This window comes from Streptomyces collinus Tu 365 (genome assembly GCF_000444875.1).
GTDB lineage: Bacteria > Actinomycetota > Actinomycetes > Streptomycetales > Streptomycetaceae > Streptomyces > Streptomyces collinus_A.
Window position 1 is genome coordinate 6,243,882 of the sequence record NC_021985.1, and the last position, 25,106, is coordinate 6,268,987.

The 25,106-nt window shown below is 72.7% G+C and carries 23 protein-coding genes; 13 read left to right on the forward strand and 10 right to left on the reverse strand.

Annotation, left to right across the window (positions count from 1 at the left end; genetic code table 11):
* Nucleotides 1-12: 12 nt before the first annotated feature.
* The gene (locus B446_RS27155; RefSeq protein WP_020942626.1) at nt 13-846 is read right to left on the reverse strand and encodes a glutamate ABC transporter substrate-binding protein; all 834 of its coding nucleotides are present in this window, start codon (nt 844-846) and stop codon (nt 13-15) included.
* Between the two features lie 85 nt (nt 847-931).
* Nucleotides 932-1,708, reverse strand: a complete 777-nt coding sequence (locus B446_RS27160) for an amino acid ABC transporter ATP-binding protein (protein ID WP_020942627.1) — start codon at nt 1,706-1,708, stop codon at nt 932-934.
* Nucleotides 1,709-2,003: 295 nt separating this feature from the next.
* Between B446_RS27160 and B446_RS27165 the strand changes: the two genes are divergently transcribed.
* Nucleotides 2,004-2,690: a response regulator transcription factor gene (locus B446_RS27165; RefSeq protein WP_020942628.1), complete on the forward strand. Its 687-nt coding sequence runs from the start codon at nt 2,004-2,006 to the stop codon at nt 2,688-2,690.
* Between the two features lie 9 nt (nt 2,691-2,699).
* Nucleotides 2,700-4,127 carry a sensor histidine kinase gene (locus tag B446_RS27170; RefSeq protein ID WP_020942629.1) on the forward strand — a complete coding sequence of 476 codons (1,428 nt, stop codon included), beginning with the start codon at nt 2,700-2,702 and terminating at the stop codon, nt 4,125-4,127.
* Here the strand turns inward: B446_RS27170 and B446_RS27175 are convergent.
* Nucleotides 4,117-5,115: a TAXI family TRAP transporter solute-binding subunit gene (locus tag B446_RS27175; RefSeq protein ID WP_020942630.1), complete on the reverse strand. Its 999-nt coding sequence runs from the start codon at nt 5,113-5,115 to the stop codon at nt 4,117-4,119. The two genes, B446_RS27170 and B446_RS27175, sit on opposite strands and share 11 nt — an antisense overlap.
* 107 nt (nt 5,116-5,222) lie before the next feature.
* On the opposite strand from B446_RS27175, the gene B446_RS27180 reads away from it, so the two are divergent.
* Nucleotides 5,223-5,627, forward strand: coding sequence for a MazG nucleotide pyrophosphohydrolase domain-containing protein (locus tag B446_RS27180; RefSeq protein ID WP_020942631.1), 405 nt, complete (start codon nt 5,223-5,225; stop codon nt 5,625-5,627).
* Nucleotides 5,628-5,653: 26 nt separating this feature from the next.
* On the opposite strand, the gene B446_RS27185 is transcribed toward B446_RS27180, so the two are convergent.
* The 4 genes from B446_RS27185 to B446_RS27200 form a co-directional block, all read right to left on the reverse strand.
* The gene (locus B446_RS27185) at nt 5,654-7,111 is read right to left on the reverse strand and encodes a hypothetical protein (protein WP_020942632.1); all 1,458 of its coding nucleotides are present in this window, start codon (nt 7,109-7,111) and stop codon (nt 5,654-5,656) included.
* Between the two features lie 379 nt (nt 7,112-7,490).
* Nucleotides 7,491-7,961, reverse strand: a complete 471-nt coding sequence (locus B446_RS27190; RefSeq protein WP_020942633.1) for a MarR family winged helix-turn-helix transcriptional regulator — start codon at nt 7,959-7,961, stop codon at nt 7,491-7,493.
* A gap of 57 nt (nt 7,962-8,018) precedes the next feature.
* A complete protein-coding gene (locus tag B446_RS27195; protein WP_020942634.1) occupies nt 8,019-8,378 on the reverse strand; it encodes a DUF6204 family protein in 360 nt (119 codons plus the stop codon).
* Nucleotides 8,375-9,424, reverse strand: a complete 1,050-nt coding sequence (locus B446_RS27200; protein ID WP_020942635.1) for a redoxin family protein — start codon at nt 9,422-9,424, stop codon at nt 8,375-8,377. Before B446_RS27200 ends, B446_RS27195 begins: the two co-directional genes overlap by 4 nt.
* Nucleotides 9,425-9,560: 136 nt before the next feature.
* On the opposite strand from B446_RS27200, the gene B446_RS27205 reads away from it, so the two are divergent.
* The 3 genes from B446_RS27205 to B446_RS27215 all read left to right on the forward strand — a co-directional run bounded on the left by B446_RS27205 (nt 9,561) and on the right by B446_RS27215 (nt 12,735).
* Nucleotides 9,561-10,310: a PP2C family protein-serine/threonine phosphatase gene (locus B446_RS27205; protein ID WP_043479185.1), complete on the forward strand. Its 750-nt coding sequence runs from the start codon at nt 9,561-9,563 to the stop codon at nt 10,308-10,310.
* A 51-nt stretch (nt 10,311-10,361) separates the two neighbouring features.
* Nucleotides 10,362-11,888, forward strand: coding sequence for a tRNA (N6-isopentenyl adenosine(37)-C2)-methylthiotransferase MiaB (gene miaB / locus B446_RS27210; RefSeq protein WP_106960624.1), 1,527 nt, complete (start codon nt 10,362-10,364; stop codon nt 11,886-11,888).
* A gap of 133 nt (nt 11,889-12,021) precedes the next feature.
* Complete coding sequence (locus B446_RS27215; RefSeq protein WP_020942638.1) at nt 12,022-12,735, forward strand: class III extradiol dioxygenase subunit B-like domain-containing protein; 714 nt, start codon at nt 12,022-12,024, stop codon at nt 12,733-12,735.
* Between the two features lie 146 nt (nt 12,736-12,881).
* On the opposite strand, the gene B446_RS27220 is transcribed toward B446_RS27215, so the two are convergent.
* Together B446_RS27220 and B446_RS27225 are read right to left on the reverse strand one after the other, a co-directional pair.
* Nucleotides 12,882-13,154 carry an antitoxin gene (locus tag B446_RS27220; protein WP_043476520.1) on the reverse strand — a complete coding sequence of 91 codons (273 nt, stop codon included), beginning with the start codon at nt 13,152-13,154 and terminating at the stop codon, nt 12,882-12,884.
* 25 nt (nt 13,155-13,179) lie between these two features.
* A complete protein-coding gene (locus B446_RS27225) occupies nt 13,180-13,500 on the reverse strand; it encodes a hypothetical protein (RefSeq protein ID WP_020942640.1) in 321 nt (106 codons plus the stop codon).
* Between the two features lie 181 nt (nt 13,501-13,681).
* Here B446_RS27225 and miaA point away from each other — a divergent pair, with 181 nt between their 5' ends.
* The 6 genes from miaA (at nt 13,682) to hflX (ending at nt 21,855) form a co-directional block, all read left to right on the forward strand.
* Nucleotides 13,682-14,620, forward strand: a complete 939-nt coding sequence (miaA, locus tag B446_RS27230; protein WP_020942641.1) for a tRNA (adenosine(37)-N6)-dimethylallyltransferase MiaA — start codon at nt 13,682-13,684, stop codon at nt 14,618-14,620.
* A 107-nt stretch (nt 14,621-14,727) separates the two neighbouring features.
* Entirely contained in the window at nt 14,728-15,240 is a 513-nt protein-coding gene (locus B446_RS27235; protein WP_043476523.1) for a hypothetical protein, read from the forward strand.
* Between the two features lie 58 nt (nt 15,241-15,298).
* On the forward strand, nt 15,299-16,168 hold the full coding sequence (gene dapF, locus B446_RS27240; protein WP_020942643.1) for a diaminopimelate epimerase: 870 nt from the start codon (nt 15,299-15,301) through the stop codon (nt 16,166-16,168).
* A 284-nt stretch (nt 16,169-16,452) separates the two neighbouring features.
* Entirely contained in the window at nt 16,453-18,582 is a 2,130-nt protein-coding gene (locus B446_RS27245) for a RelA/SpoT family protein (protein ID WP_020942644.1), read from the forward strand.
* Between the two features lie 132 nt (nt 18,583-18,714).
* Nucleotides 18,715-20,217: a M1 family metallopeptidase gene (locus B446_RS27250; protein WP_020942645.1), complete on the forward strand. Its 1,503-nt coding sequence runs from the start codon at nt 18,715-18,717 to the stop codon at nt 20,215-20,217.
* A gap of 150 nt (nt 20,218-20,367) precedes the next feature.
* Complete coding sequence (gene hflX, locus B446_RS27255; RefSeq protein WP_043476526.1) at nt 20,368-21,855, forward strand: GTPase HflX; 1,488 nt, start codon at nt 20,368-20,370, stop codon at nt 21,853-21,855.
* 133 nt (nt 21,856-21,988) lie between these two features.
* Here hflX and B446_RS27260 read toward each other — a convergent pair whose 3' ends face one another.
* The gene (locus B446_RS27260; RefSeq protein ID WP_193384502.1) at nt 21,989-23,209 is read right to left on the reverse strand and encodes a trypsin-like serine peptidase; all 1,221 of its coding nucleotides are present in this window, start codon (nt 23,207-23,209) and stop codon (nt 21,989-21,991) included.
* A 288-nt stretch (nt 23,210-23,497) separates the two neighbouring features.
* On the opposite strand from B446_RS27260, the gene B446_RS27265 reads away from it, so the two are divergent.
* Complete coding sequence (locus B446_RS27265; RefSeq protein WP_020942648.1) at nt 23,498-24,979, forward strand: diaminobutyrate--2-oxoglutarate transaminase family protein; 1,482 nt, start codon at nt 23,498-23,500, stop codon at nt 24,977-24,979.
* Nucleotides 24,980-25,106 lie beyond the last annotated feature (127 nt).

The following is a 25,106-nucleotide window of genomic DNA, read 5'->3' on the forward strand; positions in this document are numbered from 1 at the left end:
ACCCGCCGGGCCTCAGCTCTTGATGTCGCCGATCTTCGGGGCGGGCTCGTTCTTGTAGCCGGCCGGGCCGAAGTTCTTGTCCACGGCCTTCTGCCACGAACCGTCGGAGACCATCGACTCGAGGGCCTTGTTGATCTTGGCCTTGAGGTCGCTGCCCTTCTTGACGCCGATGCCGTAGTTCTCGTTGGTCATCTTGAGACCGCCGAGCTTGAACTTGCCCTTGAACTGGGCCTGGGCGGCGTAACCGGCGAGGATCGAGTCGTCCGTGGTCAGCGCGTCGATGGCCTTGCTCTGCAGACCGGTCAGGCACGCCGAGTACGTCGGGTACTGCTGCAGCTGCGCCTTGGGGGCCAGCTTGTCCTTGACGTTCTGGGCCGACGTCGAGCCGGTCACCGAACACAGCTTCTTCTTGTTCAGGTCGCCGGCCGACTTGATGGAGGAGTCGTCCGCGCGGATCAGCACGTCCTGGTGGGCCAGCAGGTACGGGCCGGCGAAGTCGACCTTCTGCTGACGCTCCGGGGTGATCGAGTAGGACGCGGCGATGAAGTCGACGTCACCGCGCTGCAGCATGGTCTCGCGGTCGGCGCTCTTCGACTCCTTCCACTCGATCTGGTCGGGGCTGTAGCCGAGCTTCTTGGCGACGTAGGTGGCCACGTCGACGTCGAAGCCGGAGTAGCCCTGCGGGGTCTTCTGGCCGATGCCGGGCTGGTCGAACTTGATACCGACGGTGATCTTCTTGCCGCCGCCGGAGCCGCCGTCGTCCTTCTTGTCGCCGCCGCACGCGGTCGCGGACACGGCAAGGGCGAGCACGACGGCCGAGGCGGCGGTGACCTTGCGGAGCTTCATGGTGAACTTCCTTTGCGTGGTGAAGGAACGAGGGCCGTGAGGGACGGGTGGCCCCGGGGCCGCCGGGGCGCCGGGCTCGGTGCCGTCAGTGGTGCAGGATCTTCGACAGGAAGTCCTTGGCCCGGTCGCTGCGCGGGTTGCTGAAGAACTGGTCGGGCGTGGACTGCTCGACGATGCGGCCGTCGGCCATGAAGACGACCCGGTTCGCGGCCGAACGCGCGAAGCCCATCTCGTGGGTGACGACGATCATGGTCATGCCCTCGCGGGCGAGCTGCTGCATGACCTCCAGGACCTCGTTGATCATCTCGGGGTCCAGGGCCGAGGTCGGCTCGTCGAAGAGCATGACCTTCGGGCCCATCGCCAGCGCCCGGGCGATGGCCACACGCTGCTGCTGGCCGCCGGACAGCTGCGCCGGGTACTTGTCGGCCTGGGTGCCCACGCCGACCCGGTCGAGCAGGGCCCGCGCCTTCTCCTCGGCCTGCTTCTTGTCCGCCTTGCGGACCTTGATCTGGCCCAGCATCACGTTCTCGAGCACGGTCTTGTGCGCGAACAGGTTGAAGGACTGGAAGACCATCCCGACGTCGGCGCGCAGCCTGGCCAGCTCCTTGCCCTCGTGGGGCAGCGCCTTGCCGTCGATGGTGATGGCGCCCGAGTCGATGGTCTCCAGGCGGTTGATGGTGCGGCACAGGGTCGACTTGCCGGACCCGGAAGGCCCGATGACCACGACGACCTCACCGCGGGAGATCGTCAGGTCGATGTCCTGGAGCACGTGCAACGCGCCGAAGTGCTTGTTGACGCTCTTCAGGACGACCAGTTCGCCGGACGCGGCCACGTCCTCCTTGGCCACCGATACTTCGGTCATCGCTTACTGGCTCCGTCCTCCTCGGTTTCGGTGGACAGTAGTAAGGGCCGGTGACCAGCGTCATCACATCTGAGGGGAATCTGAGCATCACGATCCGATAGCAATCGGACACGTGTCGTAGCAGTTGGCTCCCGCGCGCGTATCGGCCGGATAACGGAACCCGCAGGCAACCGGAACCCTCTTGACGCCGTCCTTATCCATCGGCGTGACTGCCATGGTGCACGCGCGCGTGCACCCGGTGTACACGCCGGACGAGAACCACGACCGTACGAACGCTGAACCGGAGGGGGCCGGGATGAGACTGCTGCTCGTCGAGGACGACAACCACGTCGCGGCCGCCCTGTCCGCGGTTCTGGCGCGGCACGGATTCGACGTCACCCACGCGCGCAGCGGCGAGGAGGCCCTCCAGGCGCTCGTCCCGGAAGGCGCCGGCTTCGGGGTGGTCCTGCTCGACCTCGGCCTGCCCGACCAGGACGGCTACGAGGTATGCGGCAAGATCCGCAAGCGCACCACCATCCCCGTCATCATGGTCACCGCCCGCTCCGACGTCCGCTCCCGGATCCACGGGCTGAACCTCGGCGCCGACGACTACGTGGTCAAGCCGTACGACACCGGGGAACTGCTCGCTCGCATCCACGCCGTCAGCCGGCGCACCGTCCACGAGGACGCCGCGGCGGGCGCCGAGACCGCGCTGCGGCTCGGGGCCGTGCACATCGAACTGCCGACCCGCCAGGTCAGCGTGGACGGTTCGGTCGTCCAGCTGACCCGCAAGGAGTTCGACCTCCTCGCGCTGCTCGCCCAGCGCCCCGGGGTCGTCTTCCGGCGGGAGCAGATCATCAGCGAGGTCTGGCGGACCAGTTGGGAGGGCACGGGCCGCACCCTGGAGGTGCACGTCGCCTCCCTGCGCTCCAAGCTGCGCATGCCCGCGCTGATCGAGACCGTGCGCGGCGTCGGCTACCGGCTCGTCGCTCCGGCCGCGTAGCGGGGCCGCGTGCGCACACGGCTCCTGCCGCTGCTCATCGTCCTGATGGCGGCCGTGCTCCTCGCCCTCGGCGTGCCGCTGGCCGTCAGTGTCGCCGCCGGCGAGCAGCAGCGAGTCGTCGTCGACCGGATCGACGACACCGCACGCTTCGCCGCGCTCGCCCAGTACGTCACCGACGCGCCCAGCGGCTCCCGGCCCACCGCCCCGGACGAGCGCCAGGAGACCCTCCGCCGCGAACTGGACAGCTACTACGGCGTCTACGGCATCCGCGCGGGCGTCTTCTACCGCAACGGTTCCGCCATGGCCAACGCCCCCGGCGACTGGCTGGTCCCGCAGACGGGGGAGGTCAGGGAGGCGTTCGGCGAGGCACTGCTGAGCCGCCGCAGCCACGACCCCCGGCAGGTGTGGCCCTGGCAGCGCAGCCGGCTCATCGTCGCCTCGCCGGTGATCCGGGACGGCGACGTCGTCGCGGTGGTGGTCACCGACTCGCCCACCGGGCAGATGCGGTCACGGATCCTGCGCGGCTGGCTGCTCATCGGGGCGGGGGAGATCGCCGCGATGCTGCTCGCCGTCGGCGCCGCGCTGCGGCTGACCGGCTGGGTGCTCAAGCCGGTGCGGATCCTGGACGCGACCACCCACGACATCGCCACCGGGCGTCTGAAGTCCCGCGTCGCGGTCGGCGGCGGACCGCCGGAACTCAGACGGCTGGCCCGGTCGTTCAACGAGATGGCGGACAACGTCGAGGACGTGCTGGAGCAGCAGCGGGCCTTCGTCGCGGACGCCTCGCACCAGTTGCGCAACCCGCTCTCGGCGCTGCTGCTGCGCATCGAACTGCTCTCCCTCGAACTCCCCGAGGGCAACGAGGAGATCGCATCGGTCCGCACCGAGGGCAAACGGCTCGCGCAGGTCCTGGACGACCTGCTCGACCTGGCGCTGGCCGAGCACACGGAGGCCGACCTCGCGGTGACCGACATCGGCGCCCTGACCGAGGAGCGGGTGGCCGCCTGGTCACCGGCCGCCGCCGCCAAGGGCGTCCGGCTCGCCGGCGACTGCCCGCCCACCACCGGCTGGGCCGACCCGATCACCCTGTCCAGCGCGCTGGACGCGGTGATCGACAACGCCGTGAAGTTCACCCCCGAGGGCGGCACGGTCGACGTCGCCGTGTCCTCCGACGGCGCGGTCACGACGGTCGTGGTCACCGACACCGGGCCGGGCCTCACCGACGACGAACTCGCGCGCGTGGGCGACCGTTTCTGGCGCAGCGGCCGCCATCAGAACGTCAAGGGCTCGGGCCTCGGCCTGTCCATCACCCGCACCCTGCTCGCGGCCGGCGGCGGCTCGATCACCTATGCGCACCACGAACCGAGCGGACTGACGGTCACGGTGTCCGTGCCACGGCACCCCGAGACCCACCAGGCCCTGTCCGTCAGGGCTTGACCGACTGGTAGTAGCGCCGGGCGCCCTCCTGCAAGGGCAGCGGATCGGTGTAGATCGCGGTGCGCAGGTCGACGAGCTGGGCGGAATGGACGTGGGCGCCGATGCCGTCCCGGCTCTTGATCACCGTGCGGGTCAGCCACTCGGTCAGCCGGGGGTCCATGTCCTTGCGGGTGATCAGCACGTTGGACACCGCGATCGTCGGGACCGCCGACCCCCGCTGCACGGAGCGGTACGCCGACTCGGGAATGCTGGTGGCCCGGTAGTAGCGGTCCACCTCACCGCCCGCGTGCAGCCTGGCGACGAGGTCGCCGTCGATCGGCACGAACTTGAAGGCGGACTTCTCGGCCAGCCCCATCAGCCCCTTGGTGGGCAGCCCGCCCGACCAGAAGAAGGCGTCGATCTTCCCCTGCCGCAGCCGTTCGGGGCCGGTGTCTATGCCGTCCGACACCGGTGTGACGTCCTTGCGCGGGTCGATCCCCGCGGCCCGCAGGACCCGGTTCGCGATCAGCCGCACCCCCGAGTCGGGCAGCCCGATCGCCACCCGCTTGTGCCGCAGGTCCGCGACGCTGTCGACCGTCGAGTCGCGCGGCACGATGAGCTGCACGTAGTCGTCGTAGAGCCGGGCCACTCCGCGCAGCCGGGCGGCCGCGGCCGGATGCCGCAGCGTGTACGTCTCCACCGCGTCGGCCGCCGCGATCGTGACGTCGGCGGTGCCGTTCGCCACCCGCTGGACGTTCTCCTGCGAACCGGCGCTGTTCAGCAGCTTCACCTTCAGTCCCGGCATGTCCTTGCGCAGCTCGGTGCGCAGCCGCTCGCCGTACTCCTGGTAGACGCCGCGCGGTGTGCCCGTGCTGAAGACGATCGTCCCGCTCGGCGGCTTCTCGCCCAGCGGCAGCAGCCACCACAGCAGCAGCCCGAGGGCGACGACGCCGGCGGCCGCGCTCTGCAGCGCCCGGCGCCTGCTGACACGGGGGAACACCATGGACATGCGGGCGATCCTGCCAGGCCGTGCACGGCACTGGCCAGGGCGGGGGCCGCGCCGTCGGGTCCCGGTGGGCCAAGGGCGCTGTCGGTGGCGGCCGTTAGGGTCGCCGCATGAGCACTTCGCCCGCCTGCCTCGTCGTCGAGTTCCACACCGCCTTCGGCCTGGACGCCCGTACCACGCCGACGGAGGTGACGCCTGCCCTGGCCGCGCACCGAGGGGAGCTGCTCGCCGAGGAGGCGGCCGAGGTCGCGGAGGTGTCGGTCGAGGGGCCGCTGGACCGGCTCGCGCATGAGCTGGCGGACGTGGTGTACGTGGCGTACGGCACCGCCCTGGTCCACGGGATCGACCTGGACGAGGTGATCGCCGAGATCCACCGCGCCAACATGAGCAAGCTGGGGCCCGGCGGCGAGGTCGCCCGCCGCGCCGACGGCAAGGTCCTCAAGGGCGAGCACTACCGGGCACCGGACGTGGCGGCGGTCCTGCGCCGCCAGGGCTGGACCCCCGGCGGCGCCTGAGCGCACCCCACAGCCCTCGGCGAGGCCTACGAGTGCAGGGAACCGCCCGCCAGCTTCCACTCGCGGTGAAGGGCACCCAGCGGGACGTTCCGCTGCACCACCGGCGTGCCGAAGACGGAGAGCTGCAGGCGCAGGGTGCCGGACAGGTCGACGCCGCCGTACACCGCCCAGGTGCCCTCGGCCTCGGCGCCGGGACCGTCGGAGGAGGCCGTGGCCGTACCGGACGCGTCACCGCGCACGTACGGGGCCAGATCGGCGGTGACACCGACGGTGCCGTAGAGGCCGACGGACGCCTGGGCGCCGAGGGCCGTCTTCACGGTGCCCGCGGCGGCCAAGGAGGCCCGCACGGGGGTGCTCTTCATGTCGGCGGAGCTGACCGGCGTCCACCCCTTGGCCGGGCCGAAACTGCCGCCCGCCCTGAAGTCGCCCTTGAGGCTCTGCTCGACGTCCACGGTGACGTGTCCGTCGCCGCTGATCTGGACGTAGCAGGTCAGGTCGAGGTTGACGACGACGGGCACCGGGCCGACCTGGAGGACGGGATCGGCGTGCAGCTTGGCGAACGGGATCCGCAGCGGTGTGCCGGTGGCCGCGGCGGCCCGCCCCTTCACGGCCCACCCGGAGGTCCAGTCGCCCGACACCCCGAGATAGGCGGAGCCGGGCGCCGCGTCGGTCCCGGTGCCGCCGTAGCCGAAGTCGACCTGGGGGGCCACCTGGACGAACCCGGACACCGAGGCGCCGGCCGAGGCGGGAGCGCCCTGCGCCGTCGGGACCTCGGCGCCGACGTCGAGGCGGAGGCTGCCCAGCGGCACGGTCCCGCCCTTGGGGCCGACGTGCACGTCTCCCGCCTTGGACCAGGAGACCTTCACGTCGGGCAGCAGCTTGTCGACGGTGAAGGCCGACGGGTCGACCGGCACCGTGCCCTTCGCCGTGTCGTCGCCCAGCAGCGCGTTGAGCGTCGCCGGTTCGGTCTGCACCCGGGTCCCCCGGTCGGTCTCGCCGAGCACCTTGGTCACCCGGGCCAGCAGGCCGTGCGGGGCGCCGGGCGCCGGGGCGCTGGCGATGACGTCCCCGACGGCGGCTTCGTGCGGGGCCGCCGAAGCGGTCGGAGCGGCGGTGGGGGAGGGGGCCGCCGGGGTCCGGGAGGGGCCGCGGCCCGCAGGTGTGCGTGAGATGACGGCGCGTCGGGTCCGGCTGTCGTAGGAGCTGACGGCCAGCGTGCTGGTGCGGGGCCGCCGGCCGGAACCGGACGGGGTGGCCGTGGCGGTCGCGGCTGCGGCTGGTGCGGCGGCGACGGTGAGCCGGTGGTCCGGGTCGCCGGTGGAGGCGTCGGTGGAGGTGTCGGCGGCGATCCGGCCGCCCCGTCCGTGGTCCGCGGTAGGTCCCGCGGCCTGCGGCGGAGCCGAGGAGCAGCCGGCGGCGAACAGGAGGGCGGTCACGGCGAAGGCGGGCAGGAGGGCATGCCTGTGCCTCGTGCGTCTGCGCAAGGTCGGTCCTGGGGTGAAGTGGGGGGTGGTGAGAAGGACGCACCGCCGGCCGGACTACCCGTGGGTAGAACCGGCCGGTAACTCGGTGGTGAGCCATGAGCATGCCATGGTCGCGACCGCGGGTCCCCCACAAACCGGCCACGTCCCAACGTGACGTGGCTAACGGCGAGTTGGGGTCAGAGCGGCCGAATCACGGCCGCCGCGACCGCAGCCGGACGCGCCGCGGACCACGCGACCAGCCGTGCACCCGCGTCAGGCGGTCGCGACCCGGCCCGAACTCACCTCAGGGGGCCGGTCGGTGCGCCGCGACTCACCTCAGGGGGCCGGTCGGTGCGCCGCGACTCACCTCAGGGGGCCGGTCGGTGCGCCGCGACTCACCTCAGGGCGCCGGTCGGTGCGCCGCGCCGCCTCCACCCAGGAGTCCCGTACCGCCCAGCCGGGTCAGCAGGGCGGCCAGCAGCCCGACCTCGTCCTCGCTCCAGCCGGGAGCGGCGAAGACCTCCGTGGCCGTCTCCTCGGCCGTGGCCAGCATCTCCTTCAGGAGCTGCCGCCCGGTCCCGGTGAGCGACGCGTACGCCACGCGCGCGTCACGGGCGTCCGGCTCGCGGGTCACCAGCCCGATCCGCTCCAGCGGGGCCAGCCCCCGGGTCACCCCGGAGGCGGTCAGCCCCAGCGCCTCGGCGAGGTCCACCCGGCGCATCCGGCCGCCGGGCGCCTGCCCCAGGCGCAGCAGCATCGTGAAGTCGGCGAGGCTCACCCCGTGCAGCCCGCCCAGCCGGGCGTCGAACCGCCGTACGACCGCGGTCTGCGCCCGCACGAGCCGCAGTGACGCGTCCAGGGCGTCACTCATCCCTCACCGCCGTTCTCCGCGCGGACTCGTCATTGCGACTTCCTTGACCACTCAAGTTCATGCGCCGTCCGCACGCATGGCGCGCCGCTGCCGCTTGCCCAGGGGCGCCTGGGAGAGGTCCTCCGCACTGGATTTCAGCTTCTTGAAGCCGTAACCGCGCTCGGTCAGCCACGCCTTCGCCGCCTCCTCGGCCCGTTCGGTCGCCTCCAGGATGTCCTCCTCTTCCTCGCCGGTGTCCGAGAAGCGGAAGACGAAGGCGGGCCGGGCGGCGATGTCGTAACTGAGGTGTCCCTCGGGCGTGAAGGCTGCGCGCAGCATGTCGTGCTGGGCGGCGTCCGCGAGCAGTTCGGCCCGCTGGGCCTCGGTGAGCCCGTCGAAGACGCCGCGGACGGTGATACGGAAGGTCCGGGTATTCATGCCGGGACCATAGGCGCGGCGGGCGCAGTGCCTCCACCGGGTTTCCGGCGGGACGGCGGCGCCCCGGCTCCTCCTCGGACGGCCGGCTCCGCCGGCGGGTTCTCGCGCAGCCAGATCAGGACCTGCTCGGCGTGCTGGTCCGGTGGGAAGACCGGATGGAAGACGTGCTCGATCACGCCGTCCCGGACGATCATCGTCAGCCGCTTGTACAGCCGCGTCCCGCCGGCCTCGAACGTCGGCAGCCCCAGCGCCTCGGCCAGGTCGAAGGCCGGGTCGGACAACATGGCGAACGGCAGCCCGAGCCGCTCCACGACCTCGCTCTGGTATCCCGCGTCCTGGCTGGACAGCCCGAACACCCGCCCGGCGCCCGCTTCGAGGAGGTCCCGGAAGTGGTCGCGGAACCCGCATGCCTCGGCCGTGCAGCCGCGGGCGCCAGGGATCGAGCTCCAGCCCTCGGGCAGGTCGGTGCCGGGGCGGCCGGTGAGGGGATAGACGTAGATCACCGCTCGCCGGGGCCCGAGCCGGTCGAGCCGGACGGCCCGGCCCGCCGTGCCGGGCAGCGCGAGCCCCGGCATCCGCGTCCCGGGCAGGTGCTCCGCCGCGCCGTCGGCCTCGGGCGCGGGCAGGCCGGCGGGCAGCGTGAGGTAGTCCTCGGCCCGCGACCCGCTCGCCTCGGCCGCCCCGGCGCCACTGCCCCGGTGGGCGGCCGCGTTCAGCTGGGTGATCAGCGTCGCGCGGCGCGCGGTCAGCGCCTCGATGCGCTCGCCGAGCTCGTCGATGGCCTCCCGGTAGCTCGCCAGCGAGGCCGGACAGTCGTCGGCGTGCGCGCTGCCGGCCGCCAGGCACTCCAGGAACGGCCGGGTGCGCTCCACGGGGATGCCCAGCCCGTGCAGCGAGCGGATCTCCCGCACCAGCCGTACGTCGTCCCCGGTGCAGTCCCGGTATCCGTTGGCCAGCCGCGCGGGCGCGATCAGCCCCAGCGACTCGTAGTACCGCACCGCCTTGACCGTCGTACCGGCCCGACGGGCGAGCTCACCGATCCTCATGTCCGATCACCTCACCGGAACGCTGAACCCGGCCCCCGGGGGCAAGGTCAAGCGCGGGGCCGGGCCGGCGCCCCTCACGCGGGGTGCCCGGGACGGCGGGCAGGTGTACAACGGGAGCGGAGGGCGGTGGCATTCCATGCAGTACGTCGCGGTGACCGCGCTGAGCCACCCCGGGCTGCTCCGCCGGCGGAACGAGGACAGCCTCGTCGTCGGCCCCTGGACCCTGTGCGCCACGGTCACCGAGAACGCCCAGACCCTGGTCTTCCCGCTCGGCACCCCGCTCGTCGTCGCGGTCGCCGACGGGCTCGGCGGACATCCCGGCGGCGACGTGGCCAGCGCGCTCGTCGTCCGCCGTCTCGCCGGTCTCGGCTCCGCCCTCGCCACCGAGGACGACGTCCACGACGCCCTCACCGCCTGCAACCGCGCCGTGTACCGGACGGCCGGCGAGGACCCGGGGAGCGAACTCGCCGCCATGGGCACGACGGTCGCGGGAGCCGTCGTACGGGGCGACTCCGCGATGGTGTTCAACGTCGGCGACAGCCGGGTCTTCGCGGCGCCGCCGGAGGGACTGCGGCAGGTCAGCCTCGACGACAGCCCCCCGCTCGAACCCGGGCGGCGCACCACCTCGATCGTCACCCAGTGCCTCGGCGGCACCCGCACCTACCGTGCCGTGCGCCCCCATGTGACGACGCTGCCCCTGTCGCCCGGCGACCGCTGGCTCATCTGTACCGACGGCCTCACCGACCCGGTGCCCGAGGACGAAATCGCCGACGTGCTGCGCACCCACGACGACGGCCGGGCCGCCTTCGAGCTGTGGAAGGCCGCGATGGCCGCGGGCGGCCCGGACAACGTCACGCTGGCCATCGTGCGCGTCGGCGGCGATTAGGGGCGGGAGAGCGCGGCAGGGGCTCACCCCGGGACCGCCTACCCTGGACGCATGACCAGCAGCAGCGACCGGAGCCCGGCAGTGGACGTTCAGAGCACTTTGACGTACGAGATCCGGACCTACGGGTGCCAGATGAACGTCCATGACTCCGAGCGGTTGTCCGGACTGCTCGAAGAGGCCGGGTACGTGCGTGCCCCCGAGGGGTCGGACGGGGACGCCGACGTCGTCGTCTTCAACACCTGCGCCGTGCGCGAGAACGCCGACAACCGGCTGTACGGCAACCTCGGCCGGCTCGCGCCGCGCAAGGCGTCCCGGCCCGGGATGCAGATCGCGGTCGGCGGCTGCCTGGCGCAGAAGGACCGGGACACCATCGTGAAGAAGGCGCCCTGGGTGGACGTCGTCTTCGGCACGCACAACATCGGCAAGCTGCCCGTCCTGCTGGAGCGCGCCCGCGTCCAGGAGGAGGCGCAGGTCGAGATCGCCGAGTCGCTGGAGGCGTTCCCCTCCACGCTGCCCACCCGGCGCGAGAGCGCCTACGCGGCCTGGGTGTCGATCTCCGTCGGCTGCAACAACACCTGCACCTTCTGCATCGTCCCGGCGCTGCGCGGCAAGGAGAAGGACCGCCGCACCGGCGACATCCTCGCCGAGATCGAGGCCCTGGTCGCCGAGGGCGTCTCCGAGATCACGCTGCTCGGCCAGAACGTCAACGCCTACGGCTCCGACATCGGCGACCGCGAGGCGTTCAGCAAGCTGCTGCGCGCCTGTGGCGGCGTCGAGGGCCTGGAGCGCGTCCGCTTCACCTCCCCGCACCCCCGTGACTTCACGGACGACGTCATCGCGGCCATGGCCGAGACGCCGAACGTGATGCCGCAGCTGCACATGCCGCTCCAGTCCGGCTCGGACACCGTGCTGAAGGCGATGCGCCGCTCGTACCGGCAGGACCGTTACCTCGGCATCATCGAGAAGGTCCGCGCCGCCATCCCGCACGCCGCTGTCACGACCGACATCATCGTGGGCTTCCCCGGCGAGACCGAGGAGGACTTCGAGCAGACCCTGCACGTCGTCCGCGAGGCGCGCTTCGCCCAGGCGTTCACCTTCCAGTACTCCAAGCGGCCCGGCACCCCGGCGGCGACGATGGAGGACCAGATCCCCAAGGAGGTCGTCCAGGCGCGCTACGAGCGTCTGGTCGCGCTCCAGGAGGAGATCTCCTGGGAGGAGAACAAGAAGCAGGTCGGCCGCACCCTGGAGCTCATGGTCGCCGAGGGCGAGGGCCGCAAGGACGGCGCCACCCACCGCCTGTCCGGCCGCGCCCCCGACAACCGCCTGGTCCACTTCACCAAGCCGGACCAGGAGGTCCGCCCCGGTGACGTGGTCACCGTCGAGATCACCTACGCCGCCCCGCACCACCTCCTCGCCGAGGGCGCCGTCCTCGACGTGCGCCGCACGCGCGCGGGCGACGCCTGGGAGAAGCGCAACGCCGCCGAGGCCGCCAAGCCGGCGGGCGTGATGCTCGGCCTGCCCAAGATCGGCGTCCCGGCCCCCCTCCCGGCCGCGGCGAGTGCCTGCGGCTGCGACTAGGGCGCACGTCCTCGGGGTGAGGTGGTACAGGGCCGCGCACCCTTGACGGCGAGGTGGCCCGGGCCGCGGTGCGGGCGCGCGAACCGCTGCGTGCGGTGACGCCGGCCGGCGCTCCGGCGTTACCCTGCAGATCATGCTTGTCGCCGCAGCCGTCTGCCCCTGTCCGCCGCTGCTCGTGCCCGAGGTCGCCGCGGGTGCCGCCGCCGAACTGGACGCCGCGCGCGCGGCGTGCACCGACGCGCTCGGTGTGCTCGCCGCCGCCCGTCCCGACCTGCTGGTGGTCGTCGGACCCGCCGAGAGGAGCGGGCGTGGCCCGCACCCGCAGGGCACCCCGGGCTCGTTCCGGGGCTTCGGCGTCGACCTGGACGTACGGCTCGGTGCCGCCACGGGCACCGTTGCCGAGCGTGAGCTGCCGCCGTCGCTGGCCGTCGGCGCCTGGCTGCTGGAGCGGACCGGCTGGGCGGACGCCCCGATCGAGGGACTCGGTGTCGGGGAACCGCTCGAGCCCGAGCGGTGCGCCGAGGCGGGCCGGGGGATCGGCGCCCGCGCCGACCGGGTGGCGATGCTGGTGATGGGCGACGCCAGTGCCTGCCGGACACTCAAGGCACCGGGGTACCTCGACGAACGGGCGGCGGACTTCGACGCCGGGGTCGCGCGGGCGCTGGGCGCGGCGGACCTGGCGGCCGTCATGGCGCTGGACGCCCGGCTGGCGCAGGAACTGAAGGCGTCCGGCCGCGCCGCCTGGCAGCTTCTCGCCGGGGCGGCCGAGGGCGCCGGCCTGAGCGGCGCGCTGCTGTACGACGACGCCCCGTACGGCGTCGGCTACCTGGTCGCCACCTGGTCCTAGACGACCCGGGCGACCGGGAGGCCCGGGTGAGCCGTACGCGTGGGCGGTCCTGACCGGGGCGACCCGACCCGGCGGATCACCGCGCCCCGCTCGCGGCGGACGGCCGGGACCTCGCGCCCGCGGCCGTCCACCGGCCCGCGTGCCGTTCAGGAAGCCGGCGGCGGGCCCTCGGGGCGCGTGGCGGTCGTGGTGCCACCGGCCTGTGGACCCTCCATGTGCGCGAGGCGGTCCATCGCGTGCTTCGTCTTGCTCGTACCCGCGTGGATCTTGTCGCTGTACTTGTGCTTGGTGCGGTCGTCTACGGCCTTCGCGGCCTTCTCGATCCCGTGCTGGACCTTGTCCTCGTGCCGGCGCGCGAAGTCCGACATCTTGTCCTTGGCCGGCGCGAGCCTGGCCTTCACGTTCTCCAAAAGACGCATGGTCCACCTTCCCTCACGGGCACGGTCATGTGCGGGCGTTCTCACCGGCCTCGCTGTCGGCGGCCTCGTCGGCGGACTGCTGCCTGGGGATCTCGGCCCCCTCGGCCGGGCGGGCCCCGGCGGCCTCCGGCCGCTCGGCCGCGCTCCCGGGCGCGTCCGCATCCGGTCCCTCGGCCTCCGCTCCCGTCACCTCCGCCGTCCCGACCGCCTCCGCCACCTCGGCCTCTCCCGGCCCGGCCGCCCCCGCCCCGGCCTCTCCCGGCCCGGTGCCGGCCGGAGCCTCGGCGGCCGACGCCTCTCGTGTCGCCTTCGGCGACCTGCCGAGGATCCGTGCAAAAACGCCCATATCAACTCCATACGTTACTCGTGCGGGCGAAATCCCGCGTCACGCGGTGCGTCCGTTTGCGCCACCCCGGTCACCGGGATCCTGAAGATCGACTGGACGGCACGTCGGTGCAACGACCCGGGACACGGGCCGTCACGTAACCCGTTCGAGGCGTGGTGGCGACGTTTGCGAGACTGGTGCGGTGAGCAGCGCACCCCTCGCCCCCCGCGTCATCGCCGTCGTCGGCCCCACAGCGGCCGGAAAGTCCGATCTGGGGGTATACCTGGCCCAGCGGCTCGGGGGTGAGGTCGTCAACGCCGACTCCATGCAGCTCTACCGGGGGATGGACATCGGCACCGCCAAGCTGACGCCCGAGGAGCGCGGCGGCGTCCCGCACCACCTGCTCGACATCTGGGACGTGACCGTCGCCGCCTCCGTCGCCGAGTACCAGAAACTCGCCCGCGCGCGGATCGACGCGCTGCTCGCCGAAGGCCGCTGGCCGGTCCTGGTGGGGGGCTCGGGGCTGTACGTCCGCGGAGCCGTCGACAACCTGGAGTTCCCCGGCACCGACCCCGAGGTCAGGGCCCGCCTGGAGGAGGAGCTGGCGCTGCGCGGCTCCGGCGCGCTGCACGCGCGCCTGGCCGCCGCCGACCCCGAGGCCGGCCGCGCGATCCTGCCCAGCAACGGACGCCGTATCGTCCGGGCCCTGGAAGTGATCGAGATCACCGGGCAGCCGTTCACCGCCAACCTGCCCGGCCACGACTCGGTCTACGACACCGTCCAGATCGGCGTCGACGTCGCCCGCCCCGAGCTCGACGAGCGCATCGCGCGCCGCGTCGACGTGATGTGGGAGCAGGGCCTCGTGGACGAGGTGCGGGACCTGGAGGCGCGGGGGCTGCGCGAGGGCCGTACCGCGTCCCGCGCGCTGGGGTACCAGCAGGTGCTCGCGGCGCTCGCCGGGGAGTGCACCGAAGCGGAAGCGCGGGCCGAGACGATCCGCGCCACCAAGCGCTTCGCGCGCCGCCAGGATTCCTGGTTCAGGCGCGATCCCCGGGTGCACTGGCTGAGTGGGGCCGCGGCCGACCGCGGGGAACTTCCCGGGCGGGCTCTGACGTTGGTCGAACGACCGGTCACAGCCTGATCACGTCATGGCATCGGGATGCGCCGCCGGTCATCGCGGCCTCTGACGCCGTGCCATCATCGAGCTTCGATCGACCAGTGGAGTCCTAGTTGGGAGGGCGCGTGGCGATGGAGGCCGGCCCTCGCGACACCGCACACAGTGCCGAGCACGTCACCACCGACGGTGGCGAACCGGAACTGGGTGAGGACCGTCTGGGCGACCTGACCGACGACGGGCCCGAGGAGACCTCCGGAGGCGTGACAGCCGACGGGCCGACGCCCGAGGAGATGTACGCGGGCGGTCCCGAGGTCGAGGTCGAGCTGCGCCCGCAGCGGCGGCTGCGCATCTGGCAGCTGGCGCCCATCGTGGCCCTGGCCGCGGGCGGCTCCCTGATGTTCGCCTTCCCGCTCGCCTTCGACTTCGGCGACAGCGGCGCGGTCATCGCCATGCTGGGACTGCTGATCTGCTCCTGCGCGGCCGGCTGGGGCATGATGGCCGCCCGCCGGGTCGGCTACACCTGGCCCGGCCTGCCTCCGCGCGGCTCCGGACGCAGACCCGACTGGCGGGTCGTGCTCGGATACGTCCTGCTGGTCGCCGTGGTGGCGGTCCTCGCCGTCTGGCGCGTGGCACGGCTGCGCTGAGCCGTCCCGGCGGGGGAGCGCCCGGCCCCTTGCGGCGGGCGGCGCGTACCCTCGAGGAATGAGCACGCGGATCGCCTTCCTCAAGGGTCACGGCACCGAGAACGACTTCGTGATCGTCCCGGACCCCGAGAACACCCTCGACCTCACCCCGGCCGCCGTGGCCGCCCTGTGCGACCGCCGCGCCGGCATCGGCGGCGACGGGGTCCTGCACGTCGTGCGGTCCGCGGCGCACCCCGAGGCCCGGTCGATGGCCGCCGAGGCGGAGTGGTTCATGGACTACCGCAACGGCGACGGCTCGATCGCCGAGATGTGCGGCAACGGCACCCGCGTGTTCGCCCGCTACCTCCGGCACGCCGGGCTGGTGGACGAGGGCGACCTCGCGATCGCCACGCGCGCGGGGGTGAAGTCCGTGCACATCGACAAGGACGGCGACATCACCGTCGGCATGGGCAGCGCCCGGCTCCCCGAGGGGGACGTCACGGTGAGCGTCGGCGAGCGCAGCTGGCCCGCGCGCAACGTGAACATGGGCAACCCGCACGCCGTCGCCTTCGTCGACGACCTGGCGCACGCGGGCGACCTGTTCGGCCCGCCGCCGTTCAGCCCGGCCGCCGCCTACCCCGAAGGGGTCAACGTCGAGTTCGTCGTCGACCGCGGTCCCCGTCACGTGGCGATGCGCGTGCACGAGCGCGGCTCCGGCGAGACCCGCTCCTGCGGCACCGGCGCGTGCGCGGTCGCCGTGGCCGCCGCCCGGCGCGACGGCGCCGACCCGGCCGTCACCGGCACCCCGGTGACGTACACGGTGGACCTGCCCGGCGGGCGCCTGGTCATCACCGAACGCCCCGACGGCGAGATCGAGATGACCGGTCCGGCCGTGATCGTCGCCGAAGGCGAGATCGACGCCGACTGGCTGGAAAGCGCCCTCCGGTGACCTGCTGAAACCTCGGCCGTCACGGCCCCGGACACCGGTACCAGCGGTTTCCGCGGGCCGGAGCCGTTCGAAACCACGGCCGAGTACAGGGCAGGTGGCGCAAACTCTAAACCTCATTCGCGTCGCTCGATGGGGTGATCCGTTTCACGCTCGGCGAGAGGCGGTCAGTCATACGTGATGGGCTCGGTAGCATCAAGCACCGGCACGGACGGGGGAACGTCGCCAACCCATGGGCCACGTACCCCCTGGGGCTCCGTCCGCCGGTCCACGAGCCGGAGGTGCCCATGAGTGCGGAGGCCACGAACCCTGCGACCCCTGGCCCGGTAGCGCCCACAGCGCCCGCGACGGCCCGCAGGAAGTCCCGGGCCCGGATCGACCTGCGTCGGCTCGGCCGGGCCGCGCTGCTCGGCCCCGCCGCCCGCGGCAGGCTGCCCGACGCCATCGGCCACGTCGTCGAGGCGCACCGCGCCCACCACCCCGACGCCGACCTCGAACCCCTGCGCCGCGCCTACGTCCTGGCCGAGTCCTCGCACCGCGGCCAGATGCGCAAGAGCGGCGAGCCGTACATCACGCACCCGCTGGCCGTGACCCTGATCCTCGCCGAACTCGGCGCGGAGACCACCACCCTGACGGCCTCCCTGCTCCACGACACCGTCGAGGACACCGACGTGACGCTGGACCAGGTGCGCGAACAGTTCGGCGAGGAGGTGCGCTACCTCGTCGACGGCGTCACCAAGCTGGAGAAGGTCGACTACGGCGCGGCCGCCGAGCCCGAGACCTTCCGCAAGATGCTCGTGGCCACCGGCAGCGACGTGCGCGTGATGTCGATCAAACTCGCCGACCGCCTGCACAACATGCGCACCCTCGGCGTGATGCGCCCCGAGAAACAGGCGCGGATCGCCAAGGTCACCCGGGACGTCCTCATCCCGCTCGCCGAACGCCTGGGCGTGCAGGCCCTGAAGACCGAACTCGAGGACCTGGTCTTCGCCATCCTCCACCCCGAGGAGTACGAGCACACCCGGGAACTGATCGCCCGGAACGCGGCACGCCCCGACGACACCCTCGCGGAGATCGCCGACCAGGTGCGCGTGGTGCTGCGCGAGGCCGACATCCCGGCCGAAGTCCTCATCCGCCCGCGCCACTTCGTCTCCGTGCACCGCGTCTCCCGCAAGCGCGGCGAACTGCGCGGCGCCGACTTCGGCCGGCTGCTGGTGCTCGTCAACGAGGACGCGGACTGTTACGGCGTCCTGGGCGAACTGCACACCTGCATGACCCCGGTGGTCTCGGAGTTCAAGGACTTCATCGCCGTACCGAAGTTCAACCTCTACCAGTCGCTGCACACCGCGGTCGCCCGCGGGGACGGCCAGGTCGCCGAAGTCCTCATCCGCACCCACCAGATGCACAAGGTCGCCGAGGCCGGGGTCATCGCCCTCGGCAACCCGTACACCCCGGGCTCCGACGACCCGGCCGACGGCGAGCGCGCCGACCCCACCCGCCCCGGCTGGCTCTCCCGGCTCCTCGACTGGCAGCGGGCCGCGCCCGACCCCGACACCTTCTGGTCCACCCTGCGCGAGGACCTGGCCCAGGACCGGGAGATCACCGTCTTCCGGCCCGACGGCGGCACCCTGGGCCTGCCCGAGGGCGCCACCTGCGTGGACGCCGCCTACGCGCAGTACGGCGAGGACGCCCACGCCTGCATCGGCGCCCGCGTCAACGGCCGCCTGGCGACGCTCAGCACGGTCCTGCGGGACGGCGACACGGTCCAGCTCCTCATGGGCCAGGACCCGGCCTCAGAACCGTCCCGCGAGTGGCTGGAGCACGCCCACACCCCCGCCGCCCGCATCGCCATCCAGCGGTGGCTCGCGACGCACCCGGCCGAGACCGGCGAGAACGAGGCCGACGACCCGGGCACGGTGAGCGGCCCGCCCGTCCGGCCCGTCCCTGCCGAGGGTGCCCTCGACACCCGCCCGCGCGGCGCCGAGGTCCTGGTGGACCGGCCGGGGGCCTCGGTACGCCTCGCCGGGTGCTGCACCCCGGTGCCGCCCGACGAGATCACGGGCTTCCTGGTACGCGGGGGAGTGGTCACCGTGCACCGCGAGCAGTGCGCGGCGGTGGCGCACATGAAGAGCCGGGGGCGCGCGGAGGTCGACGTGCGCTGGGGGGAGACCACCGAATGCCGGGTCACGCTCGTCGCTGAATCGTTCGGCCGCCCGCATCTGCTCGCCGACCTCACCGAGGCCATCGCCACGGAGGGCGTCGAGATCGTCTCCGCGACCGTCGAACCGCCCAGCCAGGGAAGGGTCCGCCACACCTACAGCCTCCAGCTGCCCGACGCGGCCCACCTCCCGGCCCTGATGCGCGCCATGCGCGACGTACCCGGCGTGTACGACGTGGACCGGGCCAGGCACCAGTAGCAGGACCGGCGCCGGCAGCCGGTCGTCGCGCCGGCCCCCGGCGGTGCAGAAGGCGTCGTCGTACCAACTCGTTCGGGTGGGCCGGGCGCGCGTCGCCGCAGTGACGCGCGTGCGCGCTGGTAGCGGTGTGGCATGTCGCTCAAGCCCCGCCCGCGCCCGTCGCGCAGGCCGCTCGGCCGCCGCAAGGCCGCCCTGCTCGCCTCCGCCGTCAGCGTCTGCCTCCTCGCCGCCGCCGCGCCCGCCGAGCCCCTGGGCGTCGGCGACCGCCTCTATCCGTACCTCGGCAACCCGGGGTACGACGTGACGGCGTACGACCTGTCCTTCACCTATTCCGGCGCCAACGACAAACCGCTGCGGGCCGTCACCACCATCGACGCCCACACCACCACCGCCCTCGACCGCGTCAACCTGGACTTCGCGCACGGGAAGGTCGAGTCCGTCGAGGTCAACGGCCGGCCCGCCGCCTTCACCGGCGCCGGCGAGGACCTGGTCGTCACCCCGGAGCACCGGCTGCCCAAGGGCCGCTGGATGCGGATCACCGTGAAGCACACCAGCGACCCGGTCGCGGCGAAGGACCAGGACGGCGGCTGGGTGCGCACCGCCGACGGCCTCGCGATGGCCAACCAGGCCGACGCCGCCCATCTGGTCTTCCCGTGCAACGACCACCCCTCGGACAAGGCGCGGTTCACGATCCGGATCACCGCCCCGAACGGCTACACCGCCGTCGCCAACGGGGTGCCCCTCGGATCGGAGCGGGTCGGCGCCGCCACCACCTGGACCTACCGCACCCTGCACCCCATGGCCACCGAACTGGCCCAGGTGTCCATCGGGCGCTCCGCCGTCCTGCACCGCCAGGGCCCGCACGGACTGCCGGTCCGGGACGTCGTGCCCAGCGCCGACCGCAAGGCGCTCGAACCCTGGCTGGCCAAGACGCCCGACCAGATCGCCTGGATGGAGAGCAAGGTCGGCGACTTCCCGTTCGAGACCTACGGCGTGCTCATGGCGCAGGCCGACACCGGGTTCGAACTGGAGACGCAGACCCTCTCGCTCTTCGAGAAGGACCTGTTCGGCGACCCCGCCTACCCCTCCTGGTATCTGGACTCGATCATGGTGCACGAGCTGTCGCACCAGTGGTTCGGGGACAGCGTCAGCCCCCGCACCTGGTCCGACGTCTGGCTGAACGAGGGGCACGCCACCTGGTACGAGAGCCTCTACTCGGAGGAGAAGGCGCACCGGCCCATGGTGGACCGGATGAAGGCCGCCTACGGCGCCTCCGACCGCTGGCGGGCCGCCGGCGGCCCGCCCGGCATGCCCAAGCCGCCCCAGCCCGGCGAGAAGATCAGCATCTTCCGCCCGAACATCTACGACGGAGCCGCGCTGCTGCTCTACGCCCTGCGCCAGGAGATCGGCCGGGACGCCTTCGAGCGCCTGGAGCGGCTGTGGGTGCGCGAGCACCGGGACTCCACGGCCACCACCGCCGACTTCGTCCGCCTCGCCTCCGCCGTCGCCGGCCGCGACCTGAACGGCTTCTTCCACGACTGGCTCTACGGCGAGAAGACCCCGCCCATGCCCGGTCACCCGGACTGGAAGAGCGTGGCCCAGGGCAAGGCTCCCCAGCTGCGGATCCCGAAATAAGACGGTGACGAGACGGGCCGTGCCGTGCGACCATTTTCAGGTCGGCGCGGCACGGGACACGGGAATCTCCCGGGGTACCCGAGCGTTGTACCCCCTGACCGCCGGTGTCGCCACCGGCGGATCGCTCATCCCATCGACGTTAAGGATCCAATGACCTCCTCTTCTTCCCCTTCCCAGGACACCAAGCGCGCAGCGCACACCACCGAAGGTCTTCGGGCCGATGCCCTGATGGAAGAGGACGTCGCCTGGAGCCACGAGATCGACGGCGAGCGGGACGGCGACCAGTTCGACCGCTCCGAGCGCGCGGCCCTGCGCCGCGTGGTGGGCCTCTCCACCGAGCTGGAGGACGTCACCGAGGTCGAGTACCGCCAGCTCCGCCTGGAGCGGGTCGTGCTCGTCGGCGTGTGGACCACGGGAACCGCCCAGGACGCGGACAACTCCCTCGCGGAGCTGGCCGCCCTCGCGGAGACCGCGGGCGCGCTCGTGCTCGACGGCGTGATCCAGCGCCGCGACAAGCCGGACGCGGCCACCTACATCGGCTCCGGCAAGGCGCTGGAGCTCAGGGACATCGTGCTCGAGTCGGGCGCGGACACCGTGATCTGCGACGGTGAGCTGAGCCCCGGCCAGCTGATCCAGCTGGAGGACGTCGTCAAGGTCAAGGTCATCGACCGTACGGCCCTGATCCTCGACATCTTCGCCCAGCACGCCAAGTCACGAGAGGGCAAGGCGCAGGTCGCGCTCGCGCAGATGCAGTACATGCTGCCGAGGCTGCGCGGCTGGGGCCAGTCCCTGTCCCGCCAGATGGGTGGCGGTCGCGGTGGCCTGGCCACCCGTGGCCCCGGTGAGACCAAGATCGAGACGGACCGGCGTCGGATCCGCGAGAAGATGGCGAAGATGCGCCGGGAGATCGCGGAGATGAAGACCGGCCGCGAGATCAAGCGCCAGGAGCGACGGCGCAACAAGGTGCCGTCGGTCGCCATCGCGGGCTACACCAACGCCGGTAAGTCCTCCCTGCTCAACCGCCTCACCGGTGCCGGCGTCCTGGTCGAGAACGCCCTGTTCGCGACCCTGGACCCGACCGTCCGCCGCGCGGAGACCCCGAGCGGCAGGCTGTACACGCTCGCCGACACCGTCGGCTTCGTCCGGCACCTGCCGCACCACCTGGTCGAGGCGTTCCGCTCCACCATGGAGGAGGTCGGTGACGCCGACCTGATCCTGCACGTGGTGGACGGCTCGCACCCCGACCCGGAGGAGCAGCTCGCCGCGGTGCGCGAGGTGATCCGCGACGTCGGCGCCACCGACGTGCCCGAGATCGTCGTGATCAACAAGGCGGACGCGGCCGACCCGCTGGTGCTCCAGCGGCTGCTGCGGGTGGAGAAGCGCTCGATCGCGGTGTCGGCCCGTACCGGCCGGGGCATCGAGCAGCTGCTCACGCTGATCGACGACGAGCTGCCCCGCCCCTCGGTCGAGGTCGAGGCACTCGTGCCCTACACGCACGGCAAGCTCGTCGCCCGCGCGCACACCGAGGGCGAGGTGATCTCCGAGGAGCACACCGCGGAGGGCACCCTGCTCAAGGTCCGGGTGCACGAGGAGCTGGCGGCGGACCTGGCGCCGTACACGCCGGCCCCCGCGGCCTGATCTTCCGGCAGGACGAAGGCCCGCCACCCCCTGACGGGTGGCGGGCCTTCGTCCTGTCCCGGTGGAGGCGGGCCGCCGGGGCGGTCGCGAAACCGGCCCGGCGGCCCGCCTCCCGCCGCCGCCCGTGCCGCCGTCAGCGCCCGGCGAACTTCTTGCTGACCGAGTCGTACACGCCCTTGGCCACCTCACCCAGCCGCGGACCCGCCAGCCAGCCCGCGGACACCGGGCCGATGGAGGTGTTGGAGACCAGTGCCGGCTTGCCGTCGGAGCCCGTCTCCACCCAGCCGCCGCCGGAGGAACCGCCGGTCATCGTGCAGCCGATCCGGTACATCGTCGGGTCCGTCCGCTGGATCGACAGCCGGCCCGGCTTGTCCTGGCACTGGTAGAGCAGCTGACCGTCGTAGGGAGCCGCCGCCGGGTAGCCGGAGGCCGTGATGCTCCGCACCTGCGGCACGGCGGGGGCGTTGAAGTTCACCGGGAGGGCGCCGCCGACGGTCTCTTCCAGCGACTTGCCGGCGCTGCCCTGCTCCGGCGTCACATGGATGACCGCGAAGTCGTACGACGCCCCGTTGCCGCCGGTCTCGCCGCCCTGGTCGATCCACTGCTGCGAGGTCTTCGCCGCGTCGGCCCACCACACCCCGTACGGCGCGACCTCGGCCCTGGAAGCGTCCCGCAGCTCGGCGTTCGACTTGCCCGCGTTGTTGTACGACGGCACGAACGCGATGTTGCGGTACCAGCCGCCCTTCTTGCCGGCGTGCACACAGTGGCCCGCCGTCCAGATGAGGTTGGACTTGCCCGGGTGGGCCGGGTCCTCCACGACCGTCGCCGAGCAGACCATGGTGCCCTCGGGGGAGTCGAAGAACACCTTGCCCGACGTGGCGGCGCCGGTGTGGTACGGCGCCCGGACCGGCTGGGCCCGCACCGGCGCCGGCGTCGGGTCCGTCACTCCCTGGTCACCGGAGATGTCGTTGTCGTCGACCTTCTTGTCGGGGTCGTTGGCGTCCCGCATCCGGTGCGGGTCCCACAGGCCCTTGATGATCGGGTTGACGAAGTCGTTGGCCTCGCGCAGCCAGTCGTCCCGGTTCCAGTTCTTCCAGGCGCCGCCCTTCCACTTGTCGATGTCGATCCCGTGCTCGCGGAGCCGCTTCCGGATGTCGTCCGGAATCTTGATCTTCCCATCCGTGCCCGCCGTCGCGCTGACCGACGGCTTGGCGTCGGCGTGGTCGTCGCCGTTGCAGGCGGTGGCGGTCAGCGCCAGCACGGAGACGAGGGCGACCGTCGCCGGCACGGGGGAGGTTCTGCGGGACGCGCCCCTCCCTCGGCGAACGGTGAACGACGGTCGTATGGATCGCATGGTCGTGACTCCCCCTGCTGTGAAGGAACTAGGCGCTCGGCCCGCACACCGGCCGGGAACTCACGGGGAGTTCACGCCGGCTGCGCGGACCGCTGGGAACGGGACCACACACTATGCGGTCGCTGTGGGGGACTTCCGACGGACCGGCAACAGTTCCGTCACGGCAAGGATCTTGAAGCAACCCGTAACCCGCGGGCCGATCAGCGGTTGGTAGCGGTGAGGGGGCTGCTGCCTGTGCCCGGTCCCCGTCGGACAACTCGCCTCTGGACAGCGGGAGGACAGCGAGCAGTGGCCGTGACCGAGTCGGTGGCTGAGGGCGCGCGCGAGGAAGCGCGCGCCGTGCACGAGGGCATCCTGCGGCGCCAGTCGGCGCGCGAATCAGCGGCGCGCACCTACGCCCGGGCCCTGCCCATCGTGCCCGTGCGCGCACGCGGGCTGACCATCGAGGGCGCCGACGGCCGCCGCTACCTGGACTGCCTCTCCGGCGCCGGGACGCTCGCCCTCGGACACAACCACCCGGTCGTCCTGGAGGCCATCCGCCGCGTCCTCGACTCGGGCGCCCCGCTCTCCGTCCTCGACCTGGCGACCCCCGTCAAGGACGCCTTCACCACCGAGCTGTTCCGGACCCTGCCACCGGGTCTCGCCGACCGCGCCCGCGTCCAGTTCTGCGGACCGGCCGGCACCGACGCGGTCGAGGCCGCCTTCAAACTCGTCCGGGCGGCGACCGGGCGCACCGGCATGCTCGCCTTCACCGGCGCCTACCACGGCATGACGGCCGCCGCCCTGGCCGCGTCCGGCGGCGCCGGGGACGTCCGGGTCGCCCGCCTGCCGTACCCGCAGGACTACCGCTGTCCCTTCGGGGTCGGCGGCCCGCGCGGCGCCGAACTCTCCGCCCGCTACACCGAGTCGCTTCTCGACGACCCCAAGTCCGGCGTGCCGCTGCCCGCTGGGATGATCGTCGAGCCCGTCCAGGGCGAGGGCGGGGTGATCCCGGCGCCGGACGACTGGCTGCGCCGCATGCGGCGGATCACGGCCGACCGGTCCGTCCCGCTGATCGCCGACGAGATCCAGACCGGCGTCGGCCGCACCGGCGCCTTCTGGGGCGTCGACCACAGCGGCGTCACACCCGACGTCATGGTGCTGTCCAAGGCCATCGGCGGCAGTCTGCCGCTCGCCGTGGTCGTCTACCGCGACGACCTCGACGTCTGGCGGCCCGGAGCCCACGCCGGAACCTTCCGCGGCAACCAGCTCGCCATGGCCGCGGGCACCGCCACCCTGGTCTACGTCCGCGAGAACGGCCTGGCCGAACGGGCTGCCGCACTCGGCTCCCGGATGCTGACCCGGCTGCGCGCCCTGCGGGACGCGTTCCCGTGCGTCGGGGACGTCCGGGGGCGCGGTCTGATGATCGGTCTCGAACTGGTCGACCCCGAGGGCGAGAGAACCGGGCCGGGTGAGGGGCCCCTCGCCGGGGAGCCTGATGAGCCCGACGCCCTGATGACCGGGGCGGACCCGGACCGCTCGCCGTGCCCCGCCGACCCCGAACTCGCCGCCGCCGTCCAGCGGGAGTGCCTGCACCGCGGCCTCATCGTGGAACTCGGCGGCCGTCACGCCGGAGTCGTACGGCTCCTTCCGCCGCTCACCATCAGCGACGAACAGGCGGCGGCCGTACTCGACCGGCTGTCCGACGCGGTCGCCGCGGCGGCCCGCCACCGCAGGGACCACGGCCGCGGCCGACGCCGTGACGACGGGCCCGCTCCACGCACCGGCTGACCGTCGTCGCCCGGCGGCCGACTTGGTCCCTCCGGCCGTGTCGCCCCGTCTCGGTGCGCGGCCGAGGTGTCAGGTCAGGCTCGCACCGCCGGCAGACGCCGCCGACGACAGGCACCGGGCGAGGGGC